The sequence below is a fragment of the Kineococcus endophyticus genome, assembly GCF_040796495.1.
Classification (GTDB): domain Bacteria; phylum Actinomycetota; class Actinomycetes; order Actinomycetales; family Kineococcaceae; genus Kineococcus; species Kineococcus endophyticus.
This window is the reverse complement of record NZ_JBFNQN010000021.1, coordinates 1-20,920: the sequence shown is the minus strand read 5'-3', so window position 1 is coordinate 20,920 and position 20,920 is coordinate 1. Positions and strand designations below refer to the sequence as shown.

Annotated in this window: 17 protein-coding genes; 8 read left to right on the top strand and 9 right to left on the bottom strand. The window is 72.8% G+C overall.

Translation table 11 applies throughout. The features are described from left to right. Positions 1-23 precede the first annotated feature (23 nt). Together AB1207_RS23280 and AB1207_RS23275 are read right to left on the bottom strand one after the other, a co-directional pair. A complete protein-coding gene (locus AB1207_RS23280; RefSeq protein ID WP_367641108.1) occupies positions 24-1,292 on the bottom strand; it encodes a DUF4032 domain-containing protein in 1,269 nt (422 codons plus the stop codon). Between the two features lie 103 nt (positions 1,293-1,395). Next, positions 1,396-2,472 carry an ABC transporter ATP-binding protein gene (locus AB1207_RS23275; RefSeq protein ID WP_367641106.1) on the bottom strand — a complete coding sequence of 359 codons (1,077 nt, stop codon included), beginning with the start codon at positions 2,470-2,472 and terminating at the stop codon, positions 1,396-1,398. Positions 2,473-2,792: 320 nt separating this feature from the next. On the opposite strand from AB1207_RS23275, the gene AB1207_RS23270 reads away from it, so the two are divergent. From AB1207_RS23270 to AB1207_RS23245, 6 genes are all read left to right on the top strand, one after another. Further along, on the top strand, positions 2,793-3,275 hold the full coding sequence (locus tag AB1207_RS23270; protein ID WP_367641104.1) for a cation:proton antiporter regulatory subunit: 483 nt from the start codon (positions 2,793-2,795) through the stop codon (positions 3,273-3,275). A gap of 54 nt (positions 3,276-3,329) precedes the next feature. Beyond that, on the top strand, positions 3,330-4,514 hold the full coding sequence (locus AB1207_RS23265; protein WP_367641103.1) for a cation:proton antiporter: 1,185 nt from the start codon (positions 3,330-3,332) through the stop codon (positions 4,512-4,514). Positions 4,515-4,769: 255 nt separating this feature from the next. After that, positions 4,770-5,723, top strand: coding sequence for an ABC transporter permease (locus tag AB1207_RS23260; protein ID WP_437179012.1), 954 nt, complete (start codon positions 4,770-4,772; stop codon positions 5,721-5,723). Positions 5,724-5,818: 95 nt separating this feature from the next. Further along, positions 5,819-6,664, top strand: coding sequence for a carbohydrate ABC transporter permease (locus tag AB1207_RS23255; protein WP_367641164.1), 846 nt, complete (start codon positions 5,819-5,821; stop codon positions 6,662-6,664). A 64-nt stretch (positions 6,665-6,728) separates the two neighbouring features. Further along, positions 6,729-8,369 (top strand): type 2 periplasmic-binding domain-containing protein, encoded by a 1,641-nt coding sequence (locus tag AB1207_RS23250; RefSeq protein WP_367641101.1) that lies wholly within the window; start codon positions 6,729-6,731, stop codon positions 8,367-8,369. A gap of 43 nt (positions 8,370-8,412) precedes the next feature. Further along, positions 8,413-10,764, top strand: a complete 2,352-nt coding sequence (locus AB1207_RS23245; RefSeq protein ID WP_367641100.1) for a glycosyl hydrolase family 95 catalytic domain-containing protein — start codon at positions 8,413-8,415, stop codon at positions 10,762-10,764. Positions 10,765-10,897: 133 nt separating this feature from the next. On the opposite strand, the gene AB1207_RS23240 is transcribed toward AB1207_RS23245, so the two are convergent. From AB1207_RS23240 to AB1207_RS23230, 3 genes are read right to left on the bottom strand one after another with little or no spacing between them, the layout of a single operon-like run. Then, positions 10,898-11,650 carry an SDR family oxidoreductase gene (locus tag AB1207_RS23240; protein WP_367641098.1) on the bottom strand — a complete coding sequence of 251 codons (753 nt, stop codon included), beginning with the start codon at positions 11,648-11,650 and terminating at the stop codon, positions 10,898-10,900. Beyond that, a complete protein-coding gene (locus AB1207_RS23235) occupies positions 11,647-12,687 on the bottom strand; it encodes a zinc-dependent alcohol dehydrogenase (RefSeq protein WP_367641097.1) in 1,041 nt (346 codons plus the stop codon). Before AB1207_RS23235 ends, AB1207_RS23240 begins: the two co-directional genes overlap by 4 nt. Beyond that, positions 12,684-14,033 (bottom strand): enolase C-terminal domain-like protein, encoded by a 1,350-nt coding sequence (locus tag AB1207_RS23230; protein ID WP_367641095.1) that lies wholly within the window; start codon positions 14,031-14,033, stop codon positions 12,684-12,686. The genes AB1207_RS23235 and AB1207_RS23230 overlap by 4 nt, the downstream gene beginning before the upstream one ends. A 330-nt stretch (positions 14,034-14,363) precedes the next feature. Between AB1207_RS23230 and AB1207_RS23225 the strand changes: the two genes are divergently transcribed. Beyond that, positions 14,364-15,047, top strand: a complete 684-nt coding sequence (locus tag AB1207_RS23225; protein ID WP_367641094.1) for a FadR/GntR family transcriptional regulator — start codon at positions 14,364-14,366, stop codon at positions 15,045-15,047. Between the two features lie 131 nt (positions 15,048-15,178). Here the strand turns inward: AB1207_RS23225 and otsB are convergent, their stop codons facing one another. Continuing rightward, positions 15,179-15,952 (bottom strand): trehalose-phosphatase, encoded by a 774-nt coding sequence (otsB, locus tag AB1207_RS23220; RefSeq protein WP_367641093.1) that lies wholly within the window; start codon positions 15,950-15,952, stop codon positions 15,179-15,181. Then, the gene (locus AB1207_RS23215) at positions 15,949-17,406 is read right to left on the bottom strand and encodes an alpha,alpha-trehalose-phosphate synthase (UDP-forming) (RefSeq protein WP_367641091.1); all 1,458 of its coding nucleotides are present in this window, start codon (positions 17,404-17,406) and stop codon (positions 15,949-15,951) included. The genes otsB and AB1207_RS23215 overlap by 4 nt, the downstream gene beginning before the upstream one ends. Positions 17,407-17,617: 211 nt before the next feature. On the opposite strand from AB1207_RS23215, the gene AB1207_RS23210 reads away from it, so the two are divergent. Further along, positions 17,618-19,579, top strand: a complete 1,962-nt coding sequence (locus tag AB1207_RS23210) for a protein kinase domain-containing protein (RefSeq protein WP_367641089.1) — start codon at positions 17,618-17,620, stop codon at positions 19,577-19,579. 6 nt (positions 19,580-19,585) lie between these two features. Here AB1207_RS23210 and AB1207_RS23205 read toward each other — a convergent pair whose 3' ends face one another. Together AB1207_RS23205 and AB1207_RS23200 are read right to left on the bottom strand one after the other, a co-directional pair. Next, on the bottom strand, positions 19,586-20,698 hold the full coding sequence (locus AB1207_RS23205; protein ID WP_367641087.1) for a Gfo/Idh/MocA family protein: 1,113 nt from the start codon (positions 20,696-20,698) through the stop codon (positions 19,586-19,588). 107 nt (positions 20,699-20,805) lie between these two features. Next, the coding region (locus AB1207_RS23200; RefSeq protein WP_367636920.1) for an integrase core domain-containing protein at positions 20,806-20,920 on the bottom strand (115 nt) is incomplete at its 5' end.

Sequence of the window (20,920 nt, the reverse complement as noted above, 5' to 3'; positions counted from 1 at the left end):
GGGGTGGCGGTTCGGTGCTCGGCTCAGTACATGTCCGGGTCGACGATCGGGATCTGCTGGGTGTCGACGCCCAGCACGGCCCGTTCGTCGGGCTTGGTGGGCAGGACGCCCACGACGTAGGAGTTCACGGCCTCCTCGAGGCCCACGTCGCGCGACGCCCGTTCGGACAGGTACCAGCGGTGTTCGAGCACCTCGTGGAACAGTTCAGCAGCTTCGACCTTGCCCCGCATCTCGCGGGGGACGGCGCGCTGGACGGGTTCGAAGACGTCGGCCACCCAGTCGTGGGCCACGATCTCCTCGTCCTCGCCCTGCCGGCCGTTCGCCGCCGTGTAGGAGTCGAGGTCGTTGAGCAGGCGCCGGGCCTGGTTCTCCTCGGCGTCCAACCCGGTGAGGCGCAGCAACCGCCGGGAGTGGTGGCCGGCGTCGACGACCTTCGGCTCGATGCGGACCGTCGTCCCGTCGATGTCGGTCGTGATGGACAGTTCCCCGACGTCGAACCCGAGGTCGTTGAGGCGGCGGATGCGGGCCTCGACGCGCCAGCGGTCGCCGCGCTCGAAGGACTCCGGTTCGGTGAGTTCGGCCCACAGCACGTGGTACCGGGACACGATGCGGTCGGCGATCGCCAGCACCTCGTCCATGTCGGCGTCGAGCGCCCTGGACGCGACGACGTCCATGAGTTCGCCGGCGATGTTCGTGCGCGCCAGGTCGACGTCGTACTCGCGCTGGCCGGTCGACAACTCGTCGTAGAGCTCCCCGGTCTCCGCGTCCACGAGGTACGCCGCGAAGGCCCCCGCGTCCCGGCGGAACAGGGCGTTCGAGAGGGACACGTCGCCCCAGTAGAAACCCGTGAGGTGCAGCTTGACGAGGAGCACCGCGAGGGCGTCGACGGCCCGCTTGGCCGTGTCGGGGCGCAGCGTCTGGCTGTAGAGCGCGCGGTACGGGAGCGAGTACTGCAGGTGGCGCGTGATGAGCACCGCGTTGAGGGGTTCGCCGTCGCGGCCGACCCGGCCGGTGATGACCGCGACGGGGGCCACCGACGGCACCTCGAGGCGGTTCAGCAGGCGCAGCATCCGGTACTCGCGGTGGGCGATGGGGGCGTTCGTCTCCTTGACCGCCAGCACGCGGTTCCCGAGCTTGACGAACCGCACGATGTGGCGCGAGATCCCGCGGGGGAGGGCGGCCAGGTGGTGCTCAGGCCACTCCTCCAGCGGGACGTCCCACGGCAGGTCCAGCAGTTCGGGGTACGGGCGGGCAGCGGTGATCTGCAGCGACGCCGCCGTCGAGGTGCTCACGCGTCCATCCTCTCAGTCCCGGCCCCCGTCCCGTCAGCACGCAGGGCCGCCACTCCCCGCGGGGAGTGACGGCCCTGGTGTCAGACGGTCACGACGTCGGCGCTCAGGCGCCGATGCGCTCGCCGCTGGTCACGTCGAACAGGTGGACGTGGCCCTGCTTCGGGGTGAAGTGGACCGTCGCCCCCTTCTCCGGAGGACGGCGGCCGTCGACGCGCGCGATGACCTGGTGGGACTCGCCACCGGGCTGCGCGAGCGAACCGTAGATGTAGGCGTCGGCGCCGAGCTCCTCGACGACCTCGACCTGGACCGGCAGACCCGAGGTGGACAGCTCGAGGTCCTCGGGACGGACACCCAGGGTGACCTTGTTGCCCGTGCCGGCGAGGAGCGAGCGCTCCACCGGGTGCACGGTGTCGCCGAACTTCAGGCCACCGTCGGTCGACTCCAGCGTCAGCAGGTTCATGGCGGGGGAGCCGATGAAGCCGGCGACGAAGACGTTGTTCGGGTGGTCGTACATGCGGCGCGGGGTGTCGACCTGCTGCAGCAGACCGTCCTTGAGGACCGCGACGCGGTCGCCCATCGTCATGGCCTCGACCTGGTCGTGGGTGACGTAGACCGTCGTGACGGCCAGGCGGCGCTGCAGCGAGGCGATCTGGGTGCGCGTCTGGACGCGGAGCTTGGCGTCGAGGTTCGACAGCGGCTCGTCCATGAGGAAGACCTGCGGCTGGCGGACGATCGCGCGGCCCATGGCGACACGCTGACGCTGACCACCGGAGAGCGCCTTCGGCTTGCGGGTCAGGTACTGCTCGAGGTCGAGGATCTTGGCCGCCTCCTGCACGCGGCGCTTGATCTCGTCCTTCGGGGTGCCGGCGATCTTCAGGGCGAAGCCCATGTTGTCGGCGACCGTCATGTGCGGGTAGAGCGCGTAGTTCTGGAACACCATCGCGATGTCGCGGTCCTTCGGGGGGACCGTCGTGACGTCGCGGTCACCGATGAGGATGCGTCCGCCGTTGACGTCCTCGAGACCGGCGAGCATGCGCAGGGAGGTGGACTTGCCGCAGCCCGAGGGGCCGACGAGGACGAGGAACTCGCCGTCCTCCACGTGCAGGTCCAGGGCGTCCACGGCGGGCTTGTCGCCGCCCGGGTAGATGCGCGTCGCCTTGTCGAACGTGACCGTAGCCATCGTTGATGTCCTTCCACCGGCAGGTACGTGCCGGACGATCCGTTGTGGAATGGGTGTGTCTTCAGTTGTCCGCAGCGCCGCCCCGACACCGACGATCACGTCCGTGCACGGCGGTGTGCATCGCTGCACCGCGGGTCCGCAGATCATGCACGACGGATCCCCGCCGGGCAAGGGCTTGCCGCCGGGATCCCCGCCGTGTCGGGGAAGCCGCGGGCCCTCGCGGTCGTTGACGAGTGCAGGACGCCCCGCGGTTGCGGCGTCCGGGGGACAGCCGCCGCCCTGGTCGTCGGCTCCCTCGAGCCTGGAGGACACTGAGGACCGTGGACCTGGAAGAGACCAAGCTGCCCGGCGTCGGGCTGCGGCACGACTTCACCACCGCGCGCGGACGGCGCATCGGCGTGATCTCGACCCGCGGCGGTGAGCGCGAGCTGCTGGTGTACTCCCAAGACGACCCCGACGCCTGCCACGCCGTCGTCGACCTCGACGGCGACGAGGCCGAGGTGCTGGCCGAGCTGCTCGGTCAGCCCCGCGTCATCGAGCGCCTGGCGCGCCTGCGCGAGCAGATCGAGGGCCTGGCCACCGAGGGCATCTACCTCGAGGACTCCTCGCCCTACGTCGGCAAGACGCTCGGCGACGCGGCCATCCGCAGCCGCACGGGGGCCTCGGTCGTCGCGCTCGTCCGCAACGGCGAGGTCGTGCCGTCGCCCGCGCCGTCCCAGCAGTTCTCCTCCGGTGACAAGATCGTCGTGGTCGGGACCCAGGAAGGGGTCCGCGCGACCGCGGAGCTGCTGCACAACGGCTAGGTCCGGGTCGCAGCCCACGGTCGGAGCAGGAGGAGGGGAACGGGTCTGGAACAGGTGCACACCGCTGCTCTGCTCATCGAGCTCGGTGCGGTCATCTTCGGGCTCGGTCTCGTCGGTCGCCTCGCCGGCCGGCTGGGCATCTCCCCGGTCCCGCTGTACCTGCTGGCCGGGCTCGCGTTCGGGGCCGGCGGCGTCGTCCCGCTGAACGCCCCCGAGGGGTTCCTCGACGCCGCGTCCGAGATCGGCGTCGTCATGCTCCTGCTCCTGCTGGGGTTGGAGTACTCCGCGGGGGACCTGCTGGGCAACCTGCGACGGCAGGCGCCCGTCGGCGTGCTCGACCTGCTGCTCAACGGGTTGCCCGGCGCCGCGTTCGGGCTCCTGCTGGGCTTCGGGCCGGTCGGGGCGCTGGCGATGTTCGGCATCACGGCCGTCAGCTCCTCGGGCATCGTGGCCAAGGTCCTCGCCGACCTCGGCCGCCTGGGCAACCGGGAGACCCCGTCCGTCCTGGGCATCCTCGTGCTGGAGGACCTGGGGATGGCGGTCTACCTGCCGATCCTCACCGCGGTCCTCGCCGCCTCGGGGGTCTGGGAGGCGACCGGGTCGGTGCTCATCGCCCTCGCCTGCCTGGCCGTCGCGCTCGTCGTCGCGCTGCGCTGGGGCTCGGTCATCTCCAAGTTCGTCTCCGGTGGCTCCGGCGAGGTGACCCTGCTGCGCGTGCTGGGCCTGGCGCTGCTCGTCGCCGGGGTGGCCGAGCAGCTCCACGTCTCGGCCGCCGTGGGCGCGTTCCTGCTGGGGATCAGCCTGTCCAACGACCTCGCACCGGAGGCGCACCACCGCCTCGAACCGCTGCGAGACCTGTTCGCGGCGGTCTTCTTCGTCTCCTTCGGCCTGTCCACCGACCCCAGTTCGCTGCCGCCGGTCCTGCTGCCCGCCCTCGTCCTCGTCGTCGTGGGCGTCGTCACCAAGCTCGTGACGGGGTGGGTGGCCGCCCGTCGCGCGGGCATCGCGGTCCCCGGGCGGATCCGTGCCGGGGCCGCCCTCATCCCGCGCGGGGAGTTCTCCATCGTCATCGCCGGGCTCGCGACGGCCGCCGGTGTCGACGCCCGGCTCGCGGCGCTCGCCGCGGCCTACGTGCTGGTCATGGCCGTGCTCGGCCCGGTGCTCGCCCGCTTCGCCGACCCGTGGGCGCGCGCGTACGTCCGGCGCCAGCGCGAGAAGGCCGCGACCACCGCGCGCTGACCCACCCACCCCTGGAACGGCCGTCCGCACCCACGGGCGGCCGTTCCTGTGTGTGGCACCAAGTGCCGCTGTGCCTTGACACCCCAAACATCTGACGAATACGGTCGCAGCCAATCCCGCCTGACGTACTCGATGAGGAGGCGCTGTGCTCGTGCACGCGAACTTCGGCGGCGGTCAGCGTTGTGCCGGTGCACAGCACGCCGCGGCCGGTTCCAGTGGTCTGATGAATGGGTCGTCGTCGTGGCGCTGACCCCCTTGCGGCCCGGGAAGGTCGCGGACGCGGCCGGCACCAGCACCCGGGCGCCCTCGGCGGCCCGTCGCAGCCTGCGCCGGCACTGGCAGCTCTACGTCATGCTGTCGGTCCCGCTGCTGTGGTTCGTCGTCTTCAAGTACGTCCCGATGGTCAACGCCGTCATCGCGTTCAAGCAGTACAACGTGGTGGACGGCATCTGGGGCAGCGACTGGGTCGGCCTGGCCAACTTCCAGCGCTTCTTCGACAACCCCGTGTTCGGGCGCATCGTGTCCAACACGTTCCTGCTGTCCGTCTACGCCGTCCTGGCGGGCTTCCCGATCCCGATCATCCTGGCGCTGGCCATCAACGAGGTGCGGCTGCGCTTCTTCGCCAAGACCGTGCAGCTCGTCACCTACGCGCCGTTCTTCATCTCCACGGTGATCATCGTCTCGATGACGATCCTCATCCTGTCGCCGCGGATCGGCCTGATGTCGGACGTCTTCGGCTTCTTCGGCGCCGACGACCCGAACATCCTGGGCGACCCGAACGCCTTCCGGCACATCTACGTCTGGACGGACGTGTGGCAGACGGCGGGCTACTCGGCCGTCATCTACCTCGCGGCGCTGGCGGGCATCGACCCGACGCTCTACGAGGCCGCGCGCGTCGACGGCGCGAACCGGCTGCAGAAGATCATCAACGTCGACCTGCCGGGCATCGCGCCCACCGCCGTCATCATCCTCATCCTCGGCGTCGGCAACGTCATGTCGCTGGGGTTCGAGAAGGCGTTCCTGCTGCAGAACCCGCTCAACCTGTCGCAGTCCGAGGTGATCGCGACCTACACGTACAAGGTCGGGCTCATCAACGCCGACTTCAGCCTGGCGAGCGCCATCGGCCTGTTCAACTCCGTCATCAACCTCGTGCTGCTGCTGACGGTCAACAAGGTCGCCAAACGAGTCACGGGGAGTGGTCTGTGGTGAGCGGGACGACGACGGAACCGCGGCGGCGGACCCGAGGGCCGCAGCAGGTGCACCGCGCGCGGCAGGTCAAGGACCCGGCCGTCGACAAGGTCTTCATGGTCGGCGTCTACGTCCTGCTGGTGACGGCCCTCGTCATCGTGCTGGTGCCGCTCGTCTATATCGTGGCGAGCTCGTTCAGCTCGCCGGCGGCGGTGTCGGCCGGGCGGGTGTTCCTCTGGCCCGTCGACCCCACCCTGCGCGGGTACGAGGTGGCGCTGTCCAACTCGGCCATCCTCACCGGCTTCGCCAACTCGGTCTTCTACACCCTGGCCGGCGCGGCGATCAGCGTGACCCTGACCATCATGATCGCCTACCCGCTGTCCCGGCCGGACCTGTGGGGCCGGACGGTCATCACCAAGGCCGTCGTCTTCACGATGCTCTTCGCCGGCGGCATCATCCCGACCTACCTCGTGGTGCAGGCCCTGGGTCTGCTCGACACCCGTGGCGCGCTGCTGCTGCCGCAGGCGATCGGGGTGTGGCAGGTCATCATCGCGATCGCGTTCCTGCGGTCCTCGATCCCCGAGGAGCTGCACGAGGCCGCCGCGATCGACGGGGCCAGCGACCTGCGGATCCTCTTCACGGTCGTCCTGCCGCTGGCCAAACCGCTCATCGCCGTCATCGCGCTCATGTACGGCATCGCCCAGTGGAACTCCTACTTCGACGCCCTGCTGTACCTGCGCGACCCCGACCTGGCGCCGCTGCAGATCGTCCTGCGCAACATCCTCGTGCTCAACACCTCCGGGGGCAGCACCGACGCCGCCGCGATGATGGAACGCCAGCAGCTGGCGAACCTCCTGAAGTACTCCCTCATCGTCATCGCGACGGTGCCGCTGCTGCTCGTCTACCCGTTCGTGGCCCGCTACTTCACCAAGGGCATCCTCGTCGGCGCCGTCAAGGGCTGAACCCCGCTCGACCCTCCCGTCCGCTCCGGTGACGCCGTCGTCACCGCCCCTCGAAGGGATCCCCATGTCCAGTCCCAGCCGGTTCCGCTCCCGTGCCCGCACGCTCGCCGTCGGCCTGGCCGCAGTGACGCTGTTCGCGACGACCGCCTGCTCCGGCGGCGACGACCCGGGCGACGCGGACAACCTCTCGATCTTCGCCGCCCAGGGCCCCGACACCGACCTGAAGACGAACTCCTTCTCGAAGGAGATGGAGGAGCTCACCGGGTACACGTTCGACTGGCAGACCACGACGTACGACGGGTCGACGGCCGCCGAGGCGCGCCGCATCCAGCTCGCCGGCGGGGACTACCCCGAGGTCTTCCTCATGATCCCGTGGGTGGACCAGTTCTCCCAGCAGGACCTCCTGCGCTACGGCCAGCAGGGCGTCCTGCAGCCGTTGAACGACCTCATCGATCAGAACGCTCCGAACATCAAGCAGGCGTTCGCGGACTTCCCGGGTTTCAAGGACCTCGCCACCGCGCCCGACGGCAAGATCTACGGTCTGCCGCAGTGGAACGACTGCTTCCACTGCAGCTACCAGGCCAAGCTGTGGATCAACACCGAGTGGCTGAAGAAGCTGAACCTGCAGATGCCCACGACGACGGACGAGTTCTTCGACGTCATGATGGCCTTCAAGACCCAGGACCCCAACGGCAACGGCAAGGCCGACGAGATCCCGCTGACCTCCAGCGTGGACGACCTCTTGCTGCCGTACTTCGCCAACGCCTTCCTCTACGACCCGCAGGGCAGCGCCACCTTCCCCTCGACCCTGGCCCTGCAGGACGGCAAGGTGACGCTGCAGGCGCAGCAGGACGCTTACCGGGATGCCCTCGCGTTCATGAACAAGATGTACGACGCAGGGTTGATCGACCCCGGTGCCTTCACCCAGAACCGAGACGCCCTGATCGCCAAGGGCGACAACGCGGAGGCCCCGCTCATCGGCGCCGCGACCGCCCTGCACTCCGGGATCTTCGTCACCACCTACCAGGATGACGGCCGTGACGAGGCCTACCAGGCCCTGGCGCCGCTCAAGGGCCCGAAGGGGGTCCAGTACGCGTCCTACAACCTGCCGAGCATGCCCGGCGCCACGTTCGCGCTGACCAACAAGGCCAGCGAGGACGAGCAGGTCGCCGCGATCAAGATGCTCGACCACATGTTCCCCCAGGACCAGCACCTGCGGGCCGAGTTCGGCATCGAGGGCAAGGACTGGTTCAAGCCCGAGCCCGGCGAAACCGCGCTCGACGAGACCCTCACTCCCATCGCCCGCATCCCCGAGACGGACCCCAACGTGAAGCCGGCCAACGACGGCTGGGGCGCACTGGCGCAGTACAACGAGAACGCCGAGTTCCGCAACGCCCAGGTCCAGCCCGCGGACGGCTACGAGCGTATGCTCTACGCGGCCAGCAAGCTCTACGAGCCCCACGTGCCGCAGGACCAGGTGTTCCCGTACTGGTCGGTCTGGGTGCCGCAGGAGGAGTCCGCGGAGGTGGCCGAGCTCACGACGAACATCGACAACCTCGTCGCCCAGGCCAGCGCCGAGTTCATCACGGGCAGCCGCGACGTGAACGACGACGGCGCGTGGACGTCCTACGTCGAGGAGTTGCAGTCCACGGGTCTTCCGCGGTACCTGGAGATCCAACAGAAGGCGTACGACGCCTCGAAGTGACCCCCGGTCGAGCGTCCGGATCCACCACCACGTACGGAGAGACATGACCCACCAGCCCGCCCCCCGGCACGTCCTGCGCTGCGACCGACCGGCGAGCCGCTTCGCCGACGCGTTCCTGCTGGGGGACGGGCGGTTGGGGGTCACCGCCTCCGGGGGTGTCGGGACCGAGACGTTCGACCTCAACGCCGACACCCTGTGGTCCGGCGGCCCCCTGGAACCCCGCACCGACGGCGGGGCCGCCCACGTCCTGCCCGCCCTGCGCGAGGCGGTCGCGGCGGGGGACCACCACCGCGCGGACGAACTGGCGCTGCAGCTGCACGCCGACGGGTACACCGAGTCCTACCAGCCCGTCGGCCGGCTCAGCTGGTCGTACGACGCGGGGGCGGGGGAGGACGTGGCGGAGTACGCGCGCGACCTCGACCTCGCCGCCGCGGTGTCCTCGACGCGGTACCGCCGCGGCAGTACCGACCACGCGCTGGAGGCGTTCGTCGCCCCGGACCCGAGCGTCCTCGTCGCCACGACCGGCTGGGACGGCGGGGCCCTGCCCGCGGTGGACTTCACCAGCCCGCACCCGCTCGGCCTGCACCGCGTGGAGGAGACGGCGGGCGGAACCCTCGTGCTCGCCGCGGGGCGGGTGCCCGCCACCGTCATCCCGAACTACGTGCCGGACGACGACCCCGTCCGGTACGCCGACGACGTCCCCGACGCCGACGGCACCGTCGCGCGCGGGGGTGGTTTCGCCGTCGCCGCCCTCGTGCACGGGGAGGGAAGCACCGCGCGCCTCACCGCGACCGTCGTCACGGGGTTCCGTGGCTGGAACGCGCGCCCGTCGGCCGACCTCGAGGCGCTGGCCGCACAGGCCCGCGAGCAGGTGCTCGCGGCCGCCGGTGTCCCGACCGCCGACCTGCGCGAGCGGACGACGGCGGAGCACCGGCGGTGGTTCGACCGCGTCGACCTCGACGTGCAGGCCGCGCCGGGCCACGAGGCCGACGTCGCCGTGGCCCAGCAGGTGTTCGACCTCGGCCGCTACCTGCTCGTCGCCTCGTCCCGCCCGGGGACGCAGGCCGCGAACCTGCAGGGCATCTGGAACACCGACGTCCGCCCCGGGTGGAGCAGCAACTACACGACGAACATCAACGTCACGATGAACTACTGGGCGGCCGAGACGACGGGGGTCGCCGAGCTGCACACCCCGCTGTTCGAGCTCGCCCGCGACCTGGCCGAGGCCGGCCAGGAGACGGCCCGCCTGGACTACGGGGCCCGCGGCGCGATCGTCCACCACAACACCGACGTGTGGCGGTTCTCCCGGGCCGTGCAGGGCCGGCCGTTCTGGTCGAACTGGCCCTCGGCTCTGCCGTGGCTCGCGGCCCACACCTACGACCACGTCGACTTCGGCTCCGCCGCGGACGGTTTCGTCCGCGACGTGGCCCTCCCGGTCCACCGGGCGGCCGCGGCCGCGGCCCTGGACCTCCTCGTCGAGGATTCCGAGGGGAGCCTGCTGCCGAGCCCCTCGACGTCGCCGGAGAACTCGTTCCTGCTGCCGGACGGGTCGTCGGCCGCCGTGACGGCGGGGGCGACGATGGACCGGGAACTGACGCGTGAGGTGTTCACCCACTACCTCGACCTGCTGGCCCGCGCGGGCGAGGACGACGACGAGTTCGCGCAGGAGGTCCGGGCGGCGCTGCCCCGGCTCGCCGGTCCCGCCGTCGTCGACGGTGTGCTCCAGGAGTGGGGTCCCGGTCTGGAGTCGGCTGAACCCGGCCACCGGCACGTCTCGCACCTGTACGGGGTGTTCCCGGGGACGAGCACGACGCGCCGCCGGACCCCGGACCTGCTCGCCGCCTCCCGCCGCTCGCTCGAGGGCCGTCTGAGCCACGGCGGCGGCCACACCGGCTGGAGCCGGTCGTGGGTCGTCGGGTTGTCGGCCCGGTTCGGGGACGGGGCCGCCGCGCAGGAGCACCTGCGCGTCCTCGTCGAGGACCTCATGTCCGACTCGCTGCTCGACCTGCACCCGCACAGCGACTGGCCGGGCAACGCGATCTTCCAGATCGACGGGAACTTCGGTGTCGTCGCCGGCATCGCCGAGACGCTGCTGCAGGGGCACGACGGCGGGCTCGACCTGCTCCCCGCGCTGCCGCCCGCCTGGACCTCGGGTTCGGTGCGTGGGCTGCGGGCCCGCGGCGGTCACACCGTCGACCTGAGCTGGGCCGACGGGACCCTCGCCGGTGGGCGCGTCGTCGCCGGGCAGGACGGCGAGCTCACCGTCCGCGTGCAGCGGACGAACGTCACCGTGACCACGGCCGAGGGTGAACTCGTCGCGAAGGGCGACGGCGAGCTCGCGTGGACGGCGACCGCGGGGACGGAATACGTGCTGCAGGCTTCGCCCGCGGCCTGACCCGCGATCGGTACGTTCCGACCCGCCCGCGTCTCGCGAGTGGGTCGGAACGTACCACTCGGTCACTGCGGTGCGTTCCGACACCTGAGGGGCCCTCGGAAGTGTCGGAACGCACCGCAGTGCACCCACCGCCTCAGCGGGAGAGCCACCCCCCGTCCGCGGCGAGCACGACTCCGTGCACGTAGTCCGCGGCGGGGCTGGCGAGGAACACCACGGGGCCGGCGATGTCCTCCGGTGTCGCCCAGCGGCCGGCCGGGATCCGTTCCAGCAGAGCGCGGGAGCGGTCCGGGTCGGCGCGCAGGGCGGCGGTGTTGTCGGTCACGACGTACCCGGGGGCGACGGCGTTGACGTTCACACCGCGCGGGGCCCACTCGTTCGCGAGGGCGCGCGTGAGGCCTGCGACCGCGTGCTTGGACGCGGTGTACCCGGGGACGTTCACGCCGCCCTGGAAGCTCAGCAGCGACGCGGTGAACACGACCTTGCCGTGGCCGCGTTCGAGCATCGACGCCCCGACGCGCTGCGTCAGCGTGAACTGGCTCGTGAGGTTCACCTGCAGCACGTGGTCGAAGTCCGCCTGCGGGTGGTCCGCGGCGGGGGTGCGGCGGATCGTCCCGGCGTTGTTCACCAGCACGTCCACCCCGCGGCCGGCGAGGAGGTCGCCGAGCGCGGCGACGGCGGTGGCGTCGGCGAAGTCGCAGCCGAGCGCCTCGTAGGAACGACCCGTCGCGCGCACCTCCTCGGCGGTCTCGCCCTCCGGGGGTTGCGTCGCGACGCCGATGACGTCGGCGCCGGCCCGGGCGAGGGCGACCGCGCACGCCCGCCCGATGCCCCGGCTCGCACCGGTGACGACGGCCAGGCGGCCCGTGAGGTCGAACGGACCGCTCACGCCCGACCCTCCGGGCGGCAGTCGACGAGGACCTTGACGGCCCCGCCCTCGGCCAGCGCCGCGAACGCCTCGTCGACGCGGGACAGCGGCAGGACGTGGGAGACGAGGTCGGCGACGGGCAGTTCCCCGGCGGCGACGAGCCGGACGGCCTCCTCGACGTCGCCGCGTTCGTAGAGGCGGGCCCCGAGGAGTTCGAGTTCGCGCCAGAAGAACGGGTGCAGGTCGATCTCGCGCGGCGCCGCGTGGATCCCGACGAGGCAGAGCCGGCCGCGCACGGCGAGCGCACCGATCGCGGCGGTCAACCCCGGGGCGGACCCGGACACCTCGAACGCGACGGCCGCGCCGGCCCCGCCGGTGCGTTCGCGGGTGAGGGCGGACAGGTCCTGCGTCACCGGGTCGACGACCTCGAGCCCGAGCTTCGCCGCGAGGTCACGGCGCGTGGGGTCGGGTTCGGACAGGACGACCTCGGCGCCGGTGCGGCGCGCGACGAGGGCGATGAGCAGGCCCACCGGACCCCCGCCGACGACGGCGGCGAACTCGCCGGCCTGCAACCGGGAACGCCGCACGTCGTGCACGGCGACGGACGTGGGTTCGAGCAGGGCGGCGTCCCGGGGGTCCGTCCCGTCGGGCACCCGGACGAGGGTGTGCTCGGGCACGACCCAGTGCTCGGCGAGGGCGCCGGGGGAGTCGATGCCGAGGAAGTCGAGGTGGTCGCACACGTGGGAGAACCCGTTGCGGCACGTCGCGCACGTGGAGTCCGGGCGCAGCGGCACGACGGTGACGAGGTCGCCGACGGACCAGCCGGAAACCCCCTCCCCGAGGGCGCTGACGGTGCCGACGGTCTCGTGCCCGATGACGGCTGGGGTGCTCACGCGGGCGTCCATGTGGCCGGCCGCGATGTGCAGGTCGGTCCCGCAGATCCCGGTGAACAGCGGGGCGATCTCGACCTCCCCGGCGCGGGGTTCCCGGCGTTCCACCCGCTCGGCGTGGACGTCCCCGGCGCGGTGGTACCGGGCGGCGAGATGGGTGGCGCTCACGCGAGGATCCCCTCTGCGGCGACGGCTTCGGGGGCGCGGCGGGCCACCCAGACGGGCCCGTCGGGGAAGGAGTGCTCGGCGACGGAGGTGGCCAGCATCTCCCCGCCCCCGCCGGGGGCCAGGGGCGCGCGGTAGCGGCCGTTCTCCAGCTGCACCGGGGTGGTGAAGTGCTCGTGCAGGTGGTCGACGTGCTCGACGACCCGGTCGGTCCACGTCCCGGAGATGCTGACGTAGTCGGCCATCGACAGGTGCTGCACCATCTCGCACAACCCGACGCCGCCGGCGTGCGGGCAGACGGGAACCCCGTGGTGGGCGGCGAGGAGGAGGATCGCGAGGTTCTCGTTGACCCCCGCGACGCGGGCGGCGTCGATCTGCACGACGTCGACGGCGCCGGCCTGCAGGAGCTGCTTGAACACGACGCGGTTCGCGACGTGCTCACCCGTCGCGACCTTGATGGGGTGCAGGGCACGGCGGACGGTGGCGTGCCCGAGGACGTCGTCGGGACTGGTGGGTTCCTCGATCCAGTACGGGTCGTACGGGGCGAGCGCCCGCATCCACGTGATCGCGTCGCCCACGTCCCAGCGCTGGTTCGCGTCGACCGCGATGCGGATCTCCTCGCCGACGGCGGCCCGGGCGACCTGCATGCGGCGCACGTCGTCCTCGAGGTCGGCGCCCACCTTGAGCTTGATCTGGGTGAACCCGTCGGCGACGGCCTGCTTGGCCAGCCGCGCGAGCTTGTCGTCGGAGTACCCCAGCCAGCCGGGGGTCGTCGTGTACGCGGGGTACCCGACGCGCAGGAGTTCGGCCTCGCGTTCGGCGCGGCCGGGGACGGCGCGGCGCAGCAGGTCGAGGGCCTGCTTCTGCGTCATGGCGTCGGTGAGCCAGCGGAAGTCGACGAGGGAGACGATCTCCTCGGGGTCCAGGTGGGCCAGGAGCCGCCAGAGGGGCTGCCCGGCGCGCTTGGCGCGCAGGTCCCAGGCCGCGTTGAGCACCGCGCCGACCGCCATCTGCACGACGCCCTTCTCCGGGCCGAGCCAGCGCAGCTGGGGTTCGTGGACCATCTCCTTCGAGAACGCCCCGAGGTCGCCGAGGACCTCGTCGACGCGGCGTCCCACGACGAACGGCGCCAGCGCGTGGATCGCGGCGGTCTGCAGGTCGTTGCCGCGGCCCGTCGTGAAGGCGAGGGCGTGCCCCTCGTGCCCGTCACCGGCGTCGGTGCGCAGGACGGCGTACGCCGCGGAGTAGTCCGGTTCGGGGTTCATGGCGTCCGAGCCGTCGAGGTGCTCGGAGGTGGGGAACCGGACGTCGTGGACGTCCAGGCTCGTGACGACGGCGGGGGTGGGCAAGGGTTCCTCCAGGCATCTGACGACTCCCTCGCGGTCGTCGAGCGCGGAACTCCGGGGGAGTGTCCGGGACGGGCCGGGGGGAGGTCGCGCGCGCTGCGGTGGGCGTGCGACGGGGTGGTGCGCGCCCGCGGTGCGGGCGTCGGGTGGGGGCGGTCGGTGGCCGGGCGCTCCTGCAGGACGGGTCGGTCGATTGAGGTCGAACGTAACCGTCCAGACATCAGATGTCTAGGGCCGCTGCCGTCGGGGCACAATGAGCCGGGACCGGCCGCCGGGTCGGTCCTCACGAGGACCACGGGACCGGCTGCGCGCCGGCGAGGGCTGGAGGTGGGCGTGGCCGCTCCGCTGACGGAGGCCGCCATCGAGCGGGTGCGCGAACTCATCATGCGCGGCGACCTGCGCCCCGGACAGCGGCTGCCCGCCGAGGCGGCCCTGTCCGAACAGCTCGGCGTCTCGCGCTCCGGGCTGCGCGAGGCCGTCCGGGCCCTGGCCACCGCCGGGGTGCTGGAGGTCCGCCGCGGTGACGGCACCTACGTCACGAGCCTGACCCCGGACCGCCTCTTCACCGGCATCGCCGACGCCGTCGACCTCATGGCCGACGAGCACCTCCTGGCGATCATGGAGTGCCGCCGGCTGGTCGAGCCCCAGGCCACCGCGCTCGCCGCGGCCCGCACGGACGAGGCCGGGCTCGAGCTGGTCGCACACCACCTGCGCTGCATGGAGGACGCCGACGACGAGGAGGGTCTCGTCGCGCACGACGAGCAGTTCCACGCCGCCGTCGCGGCCGCGAGCGGCAACGGGGCGCTGGCCGCGATCCTGCGCGGGATCTCCGGGGCCACGGTCCGGGCCCGCGTCTGGCGGGCGCTGACGGTCGCGGACTCCCGCCAGCGCACGATCGACGAGCACGCCGCGATCTACGCCGCCGTGCGCGACGGGGACCGCGAACGCGCCCACGCCGCCGCCCTGCTGCACGTCGCCAACGTCGAGGCCTGGCTCCGGACGACCCTCCAGCGCTGACCGGCCCCGCCACCCACCGTCACCACTCGTCACGGCCCCTCGTGGAAAACACTCTTTCCGCCCCTCGAGAGTGCTCTCGAAGGGCGGAAAGAGTGTTTTCCACGAGGGAGGGGGGAGCCGGGAGCGGACGGTCAGGAGGAGCGGAGGTCGGCGAGGCGGTGCAGCAGGGCGGCGACGTCCGGCGGGCCGTCGACCCGGAAGGCGGCGGCGGTCTCGCCGTCCCCGACCTTCACCGTCAGGTCCCCGGCCGCCGGGTCGAGGGCGGCGAACGCGTTCTCGTCCGTCACGTCGTCCCCGGCGAACAGCACGGCGTCGACGGCGGGGCCGTCGGCCGACAGCCGGTCGCGCAGGCGCAGGAGGCCGGCGCCCTTGCCGAGTTCCACGGCGCCCAGCTCGACGACCTCCTTGCCACGCAACGCGTGCACGCCGTCCCAGGTCGCCGGCCCGGCGAGGGCGGCCGCCGTGACACGTTCGGCGTCGGGGCGCGCGGCGCGGCGGGTGTGCAGGACGGCCGACATGGGTTTGCGCTCCACGTGCACGCCGTCCACGCCGTCGGCGAGGCGGTCGAGCTCGGCGCCGAGCCGCGCCAACAGCGCGGACTCGCCCTCGCTGAGGCTCTGCCCGCCCGCGGCACCCTCGAGCGAGCTCTGGGTCCCGTGGCCGCCGACGAGCACGACGGCGGCCGGGGGAGACGCGCACGCGCGCAGGTCGTCGAGGTCGCGGCCGGAGACGAGGGCCACGTCCGTGGTGGCGACGAGCCGCTCCAGGGCGGCCGCGGCCTCCGGCCGCGGCCGCGCCGCCGACGGCTCGTCGACGATGGGGGACAGCACACCGTCGAAGTCGAGGGCCACGAGCACCCGGTCGAGGGCGGCGAAGCGTCCCAGCGCCTCCTCCAGGCCGCTCACGACGCCGCCCCGTCCGCGTCCGCCGCCTGGGCGACCGACGCCGACGCCGGCGTCCGGTGGTGCTCGGCGAGCGCCTGCAGGAACGAGGCCGCCCAGCGCTGCACGTCGTGGTCGCCGACCCGGCGGCGCAGGGCGCGCATCCGGCGGCCGGCCTCGCGCGGGGACATCCGCAGCGCCCGCACGATCGTGTCCTTGAGCCCGTCGATGTCGTGCGGGTTCACCATGAGCGCCTGGCCGAGCTCGTCGGCGGCCCCCGTGAACTCCGAGAGCACGAGCACGCCGCGTTCGTCGTGCCGCGAGGCCACGTACTCCTTGGCCACGAGGTTCATGCCGTCCCGCAGCGCGGTGACGAGCATGACGTCGGCGGCCAGGAACAGCGCCGCCATCTCCTCCTTGCCGTAGGAGTGGTGCAGGTAGTGCACGGCGGTGTTCCCGATGGTCCCGTGCGTGCCGTTGATGCGGCCCACGGTGACCTCGACGTCCTGGCGCAGCTGGATGTACTGCTCGACGCGTTCGCGCGAGGGCGTGGCGACCTGGATGAGCGAGGCCTCCCCGACCTCGACCTTGCCGTCGTCGAGGAGTTCCTCGAAGGCCTTGAGGCGGTGCAGGATCCCCTTGGTGTAGTCGAGCCGGTCGACCCCCAGCAGGACGTGCTCGGGGTTGCCGAGGTCGCGCCGGATCTCCGCCGCGCGGGCCTTGACGTCCTCGCGCTGGGCCAGGTCGTCGAGGGCGCCGAAGTCGATGGAGATCGGGAACGACGCGGCGCGCACCTCCCGGCCGTCCTCGGCGTCGAGCCGGATGCGGCCCGAGCGCGCGGGCAGGTTCGACGCCCGTCGGCACGCCCGCGTGAAGTTGCTGGCGTCGGCCGCCCGCTGGAAACCCACGAGGTCGGCCCCGAGCAGCCCGTCGATGATCGCCTTGCGCCACGGCAGCTGCGCGAAGATCTCGAACGGCGGGAACGGGATGTGGTTGAAGAACCCGATCGACAGGTCCGGCCGGCGCCGCCGCAGCATGCGCGGCACGAGCTGCAACTGGTAGTCCTGCACCCAGACCGTCGCGCCCTCGGACGCCTGCAGGGCGGCCGCGGCGGCGAAGCGCTCGTTGACGCGGACGTACGCCTCCCACCAGCTGCGGTGGTACCCGGGGGCGACGATGACGTCGTGGTAGAGCGGCCACAGCGTGCCGTTCGAGAACCCCTCGTAGTAGTCCTCGACCTCCTCGGCCGACAGTCCGATGGGCACGCACCGCACGCCCTCGGCGTCGAAGGGTTCCGGCGGGTCGCCCGCCGCGCCCGCCCAGCCGACCCACGCGCCGTCCTCGCGCTGCATCACCGGTTCCAGGGCCGTCACCAGCCCACCCGGGCTGCGCCGCCACGTCGTCGAACCGTCGGGTTCCTCCACCCGGTCCACGGGGAGCCGGTTGGCCACCACCACCAGGTCGTAGTCGCCGGCCATCGGGGAGTCCTCCTCGGTCGATCGCTCGCGACCTCGCTCCGATCGCCACGCCGACCCTACCGACCACCCGCCGACCGCACCCCTCGTGATCGCGAGCCCGGGCCACCGCGCCGGGGCCGGGTACCTGAAGCCCGGCTGAGGACCTGTCCGCAGCGTGTGAAGAGGGCGTGCGCGACCGGTCGGGCCCGGACGCCTGCCGTACCGTGGGGTCGTGGTCACCCCCTACCCGCACTCCTCGGGCGACGCGCGCACCCGCGCCGTGCCATCCGGTGGTCACGCGGGTGGGTCCGGCGGCCCCGACGACCGGTCCCACGACCGGGCCGACGAGCTCGACGGGCTGCGCGTGCAGCGCACCCCGCCGCAGAGCTGGCCGGGGCACGGCTTCGCCCCGTCGCCGGGCGAGAAGCTGGGCAGCTACCGGCTGGACCGCGAGATCGGCCAGGGCGGCATGGGGATCGTCTACCTCGGTCTGGACGACGACCACCGCGCCGTCGCGCTCAAGGTCCTCAAACCGCACATCGCCGCCGACCCGCAGGCCCGCCAGCGCCTGGCCCGCGAGGTCTCCACGCTCGAGCGCGTCCGCTCCCCGCGCGTCGCCGAGGTCATCGCGGCCGACGTCGACGGGCCCTGGCCGCACCTCGTCACCCGCTACGTCCCCGGCCCCTCCCTGGAGCACGTCGTCCAGACCCGGGGGCCGTTGCGCGGCAGCCGGTTGCGCGACCTCGGTCACGGCCTGGCCGAGGCCCTGCACGCCATCCACGCCGCCGGTGTCGTCCACCGCGACCTCAAGCCGAGCAACGTCCTCCTGCTCGACGGCCTGCCCGTCGTCATCGACTTCGGCATCGCCCACGTCGCCGACGACGTCCGGCTCACCTCGACCGGCCTCGTCATGGGCACGCCCGGCTACCTCTCGCCCGAGGTGGTCGCCGGCGGGCTCGTCTCCCCGGCCACCGACTGGTGGGGGTGGGCGGCCACGGTCGCCTTCGCCGCCAGCGGGCGCCCGCCCTTCGGGACCGGGCCCATGCCCGTCGTGCTCGACCGCGTCCGGCGCGCCGACGTCGACCTGTCCGACGTCCCCGCCGACCTGCGCGGTCCCGTCCTCGCGGCGCTCGCCGTCAACCCGGCCCACCGGCCCCACCCGGACGCCCTGCTGCGGGCGCTCGACGGGGCGACCACCGGGCCGCAGGTGCGCAACGGCGTCGGCGCGGACCCCGGCGCGCGCACGACGGCCGTCCCGGTGCCACCCGTGCCACCGGAGCAGGCGGCGCGGTCGCGCTTCGAGTCGCTCATCGCCGACGAGTCCCACGCGACGGGCCCGCAGGCCCGCGACGCGGCCCCCGGGCCGTCGGCGGACGCCACGAGCGTGCTGCCCCCGGTCCGTCCCGCGCCGGCGACGGCCCCCTTCCCGCAGTCCGGACCGCAGGACCGCCGGCCGCCCGTCCAGCAGGCCCCGCCCGGGTGGATCCCGCAGGCCCCCGGTCCCGGGCCCGCGTGGGGTCCGCAGCCCGTCCCCGCACCGGCCGGGGCGACCCAGGCCCACGTCCCCGCGGGTCAGCCCGCGGGGCAGGCGCCGCGGCTCGGCACCAACGGCGAACCCGCCCGTCCGCAACGGTCCTGGACGATCCTGGCCGGTCTGGTCGCGCTCGTCGGCGTCTTCGCCGTGGCGCCGGCCACCGGGGTCGTGCTGGCCCTCGTCGGCGGCACCGTCGCGCGCACCGTCGACCGCGCCGCCGCGGGGTTGTTCCGCCGTCGCTGGGAGGCCGGACCCCGCTCGACCGACGCGCTCGCCGTCGGGGCCGCCACCCCGTGGCACGCCCTGCGCGCCGCGCTGTCCACGGTGTTCGCCGCGATCATCCCGTTGCTCGTCGGCGTGAGCGTCGTGTTCATCCTCGGCACGTTCACGCACGGCGCCCTCGGCGGTTACCAGGGTCCGTGGACGCTCGCTGCGAGCGGCCTGGCCGGAACCCTCGTGGCCTGGCACGGGCCGGGCGGGCGGTCCCTCCAGCGCGGCACGCGGACGGCGATCCGCAGCACGCTGCGCGGGGAACGCGAGACCGGGGTCGCGATCGGCGTCCTGCTCCTCATCGCCGTCGCGGCGCTGCTCATGGTGCTGGGCGGGGGCCAGGTCGACTGGCGACCCCTGACGCAGTCCCCGCTCGACTGGCTGAACTGACGCCTCTCAGCGCCAGACCGCTCCGGTGCCGTCCATGGCCGTCCAGAACGGGTCGTCGGCGTCGATCTGCCCGCGCCGCACCGCCTTCCCCGTGAACGCGGACTCGTAGACGGCGGCGACGAGTTCCAGGGTGTCGCGCGCCGCGGCGAGCGGGACGGGTGGAACCCCGCCGCCGTCGAGGGCGTCGAGCACGTCGAGGAACTGCGCCCGGTGGCTGGAGGGGACGCCCTGGGGTTCCCGCGCCCACGCCGCCTCGACCGCGGCCTCGTGGCCCGGCGCGGCGGTCACCCGGAAGTCGTCGTCGCCGTAGCCGTAGAGGTGGGTGAGTTCCACCGTCGCGAACTCCAGGTCGAACCGCATGACCGTCGTCTCGCGCACGGAGACGGCGGAGTTCACGACGCTCGCCAGGCTGCCGTCGGCGAAGCGCACCGTCGCGACCGACACCTCCTCCGTCTGCGTCGGCCGCGACCCGCGGGCGGCCATCGCGCTGACCTCCTCCCACGGCCCGAGGACGGCCAGCAGGACGTCCATCTGGTGGATGCCGTGGCCCATCGTGGTGCCGCCGCCCTCGAGCGCGAACGTCCCGCGCCACGGCACCTGGAAGTAGGCGTCCGCGCGGTACCACTGGGTCAGGCACGTCGTGACGAGGGGGCGGCCGAGGGAACCGTCCTGCACGAGCGCGCGCAACCGCTGCACCCCCGATCCGAAGCGGTGCTGCGAGACCACGGCCACGGAACCCGACGAGGCGCGCTCGGCGTCGAGGAGGCGGTCGGTCTCGGCCAGGGAGAGGGCGACGGGCTTCTCCACGACGACGGTGGCGCCCACGGCCAGCGCCTCCTCCGAGAGGGCGACGTGGGAGGACGGGGGGGTGCAGACGTGGACCAGGTCCACGGGCCCGTCGGCGAGGACCTCGGTGAGCGTGGTGGCCGTGCGCGGCACGGACCACTCCGCGGCGAAGGCCGCGGCCCGGTCGGCGTCGACGTCCACCGCGGCCACCACCTCCACCCGATCGCCCAGCGCGCGCAGCGCCCGCACGTGGGAGTGCGCGATCGCGCCGGTGCCGACGACGACGGCGCGGCGGACGGCTCGGCGGGCGGCGGGCTGGGTGGTGGTCACCATGACGGCTCGGGCTCCTCGGGACGGCTCGGCTCGACGGCCCCCGCGGGGCGGGGCGGTCGTCGACCCGTGGACAGCGCTTTCCCGACGACCCTAGCTGTACCCAGCCATCACGTTGGTGACAGGCGGCTGATCGGGGGCAGGCCACCGAGGGCGCTGTGACGGCGGCCAGTGTTGTAGTGCTCCAGCCACGGGGCAAGTGCCTGGGCGCGCTCGGTGTTGCTG

Coding starts and splice junctions, on each gene's coding strand:
- AB1207_RS23215 (WP_367641091.1), bottom strand. CDS start 17,406: ATGGCCGGCGACTACGACCTGGTGGTGGTGGCCAACCGGCTCCCCGTG.
- AB1207_RS23245 (WP_367641100.1), top strand. CDS start 8,413: ATGACCCACCAGCCCGCCCCCCGGCACGTCCTGCGCTGCGACCGACCG.
- AB1207_RS23275 (WP_367641106.1), bottom strand. CDS start 2,472: ATGGCTACGGTCACGTTCGACAAGGCGACGCGCATCTACCCGGGCGGC.
- AB1207_RS23205 (WP_367641087.1), bottom strand. CDS start 20,698: ATGGTGACCACCACCCAGCCCGCCGCCCGCCGAGCCGTCCGCCGCGCC.
- AB1207_RS23250 (WP_367641101.1), top strand. CDS start 6,729: ATGTCCAGTCCCAGCCGGTTCCGCTCCCGTGCCCGCACGCTCGCCGTC.
- AB1207_RS23255 (WP_367641164.1), top strand. CDS start 5,819: ATGGTCGGCGTCTACGTCCTGCTGGTGACGGCCCTCGTCATCGTGCTG.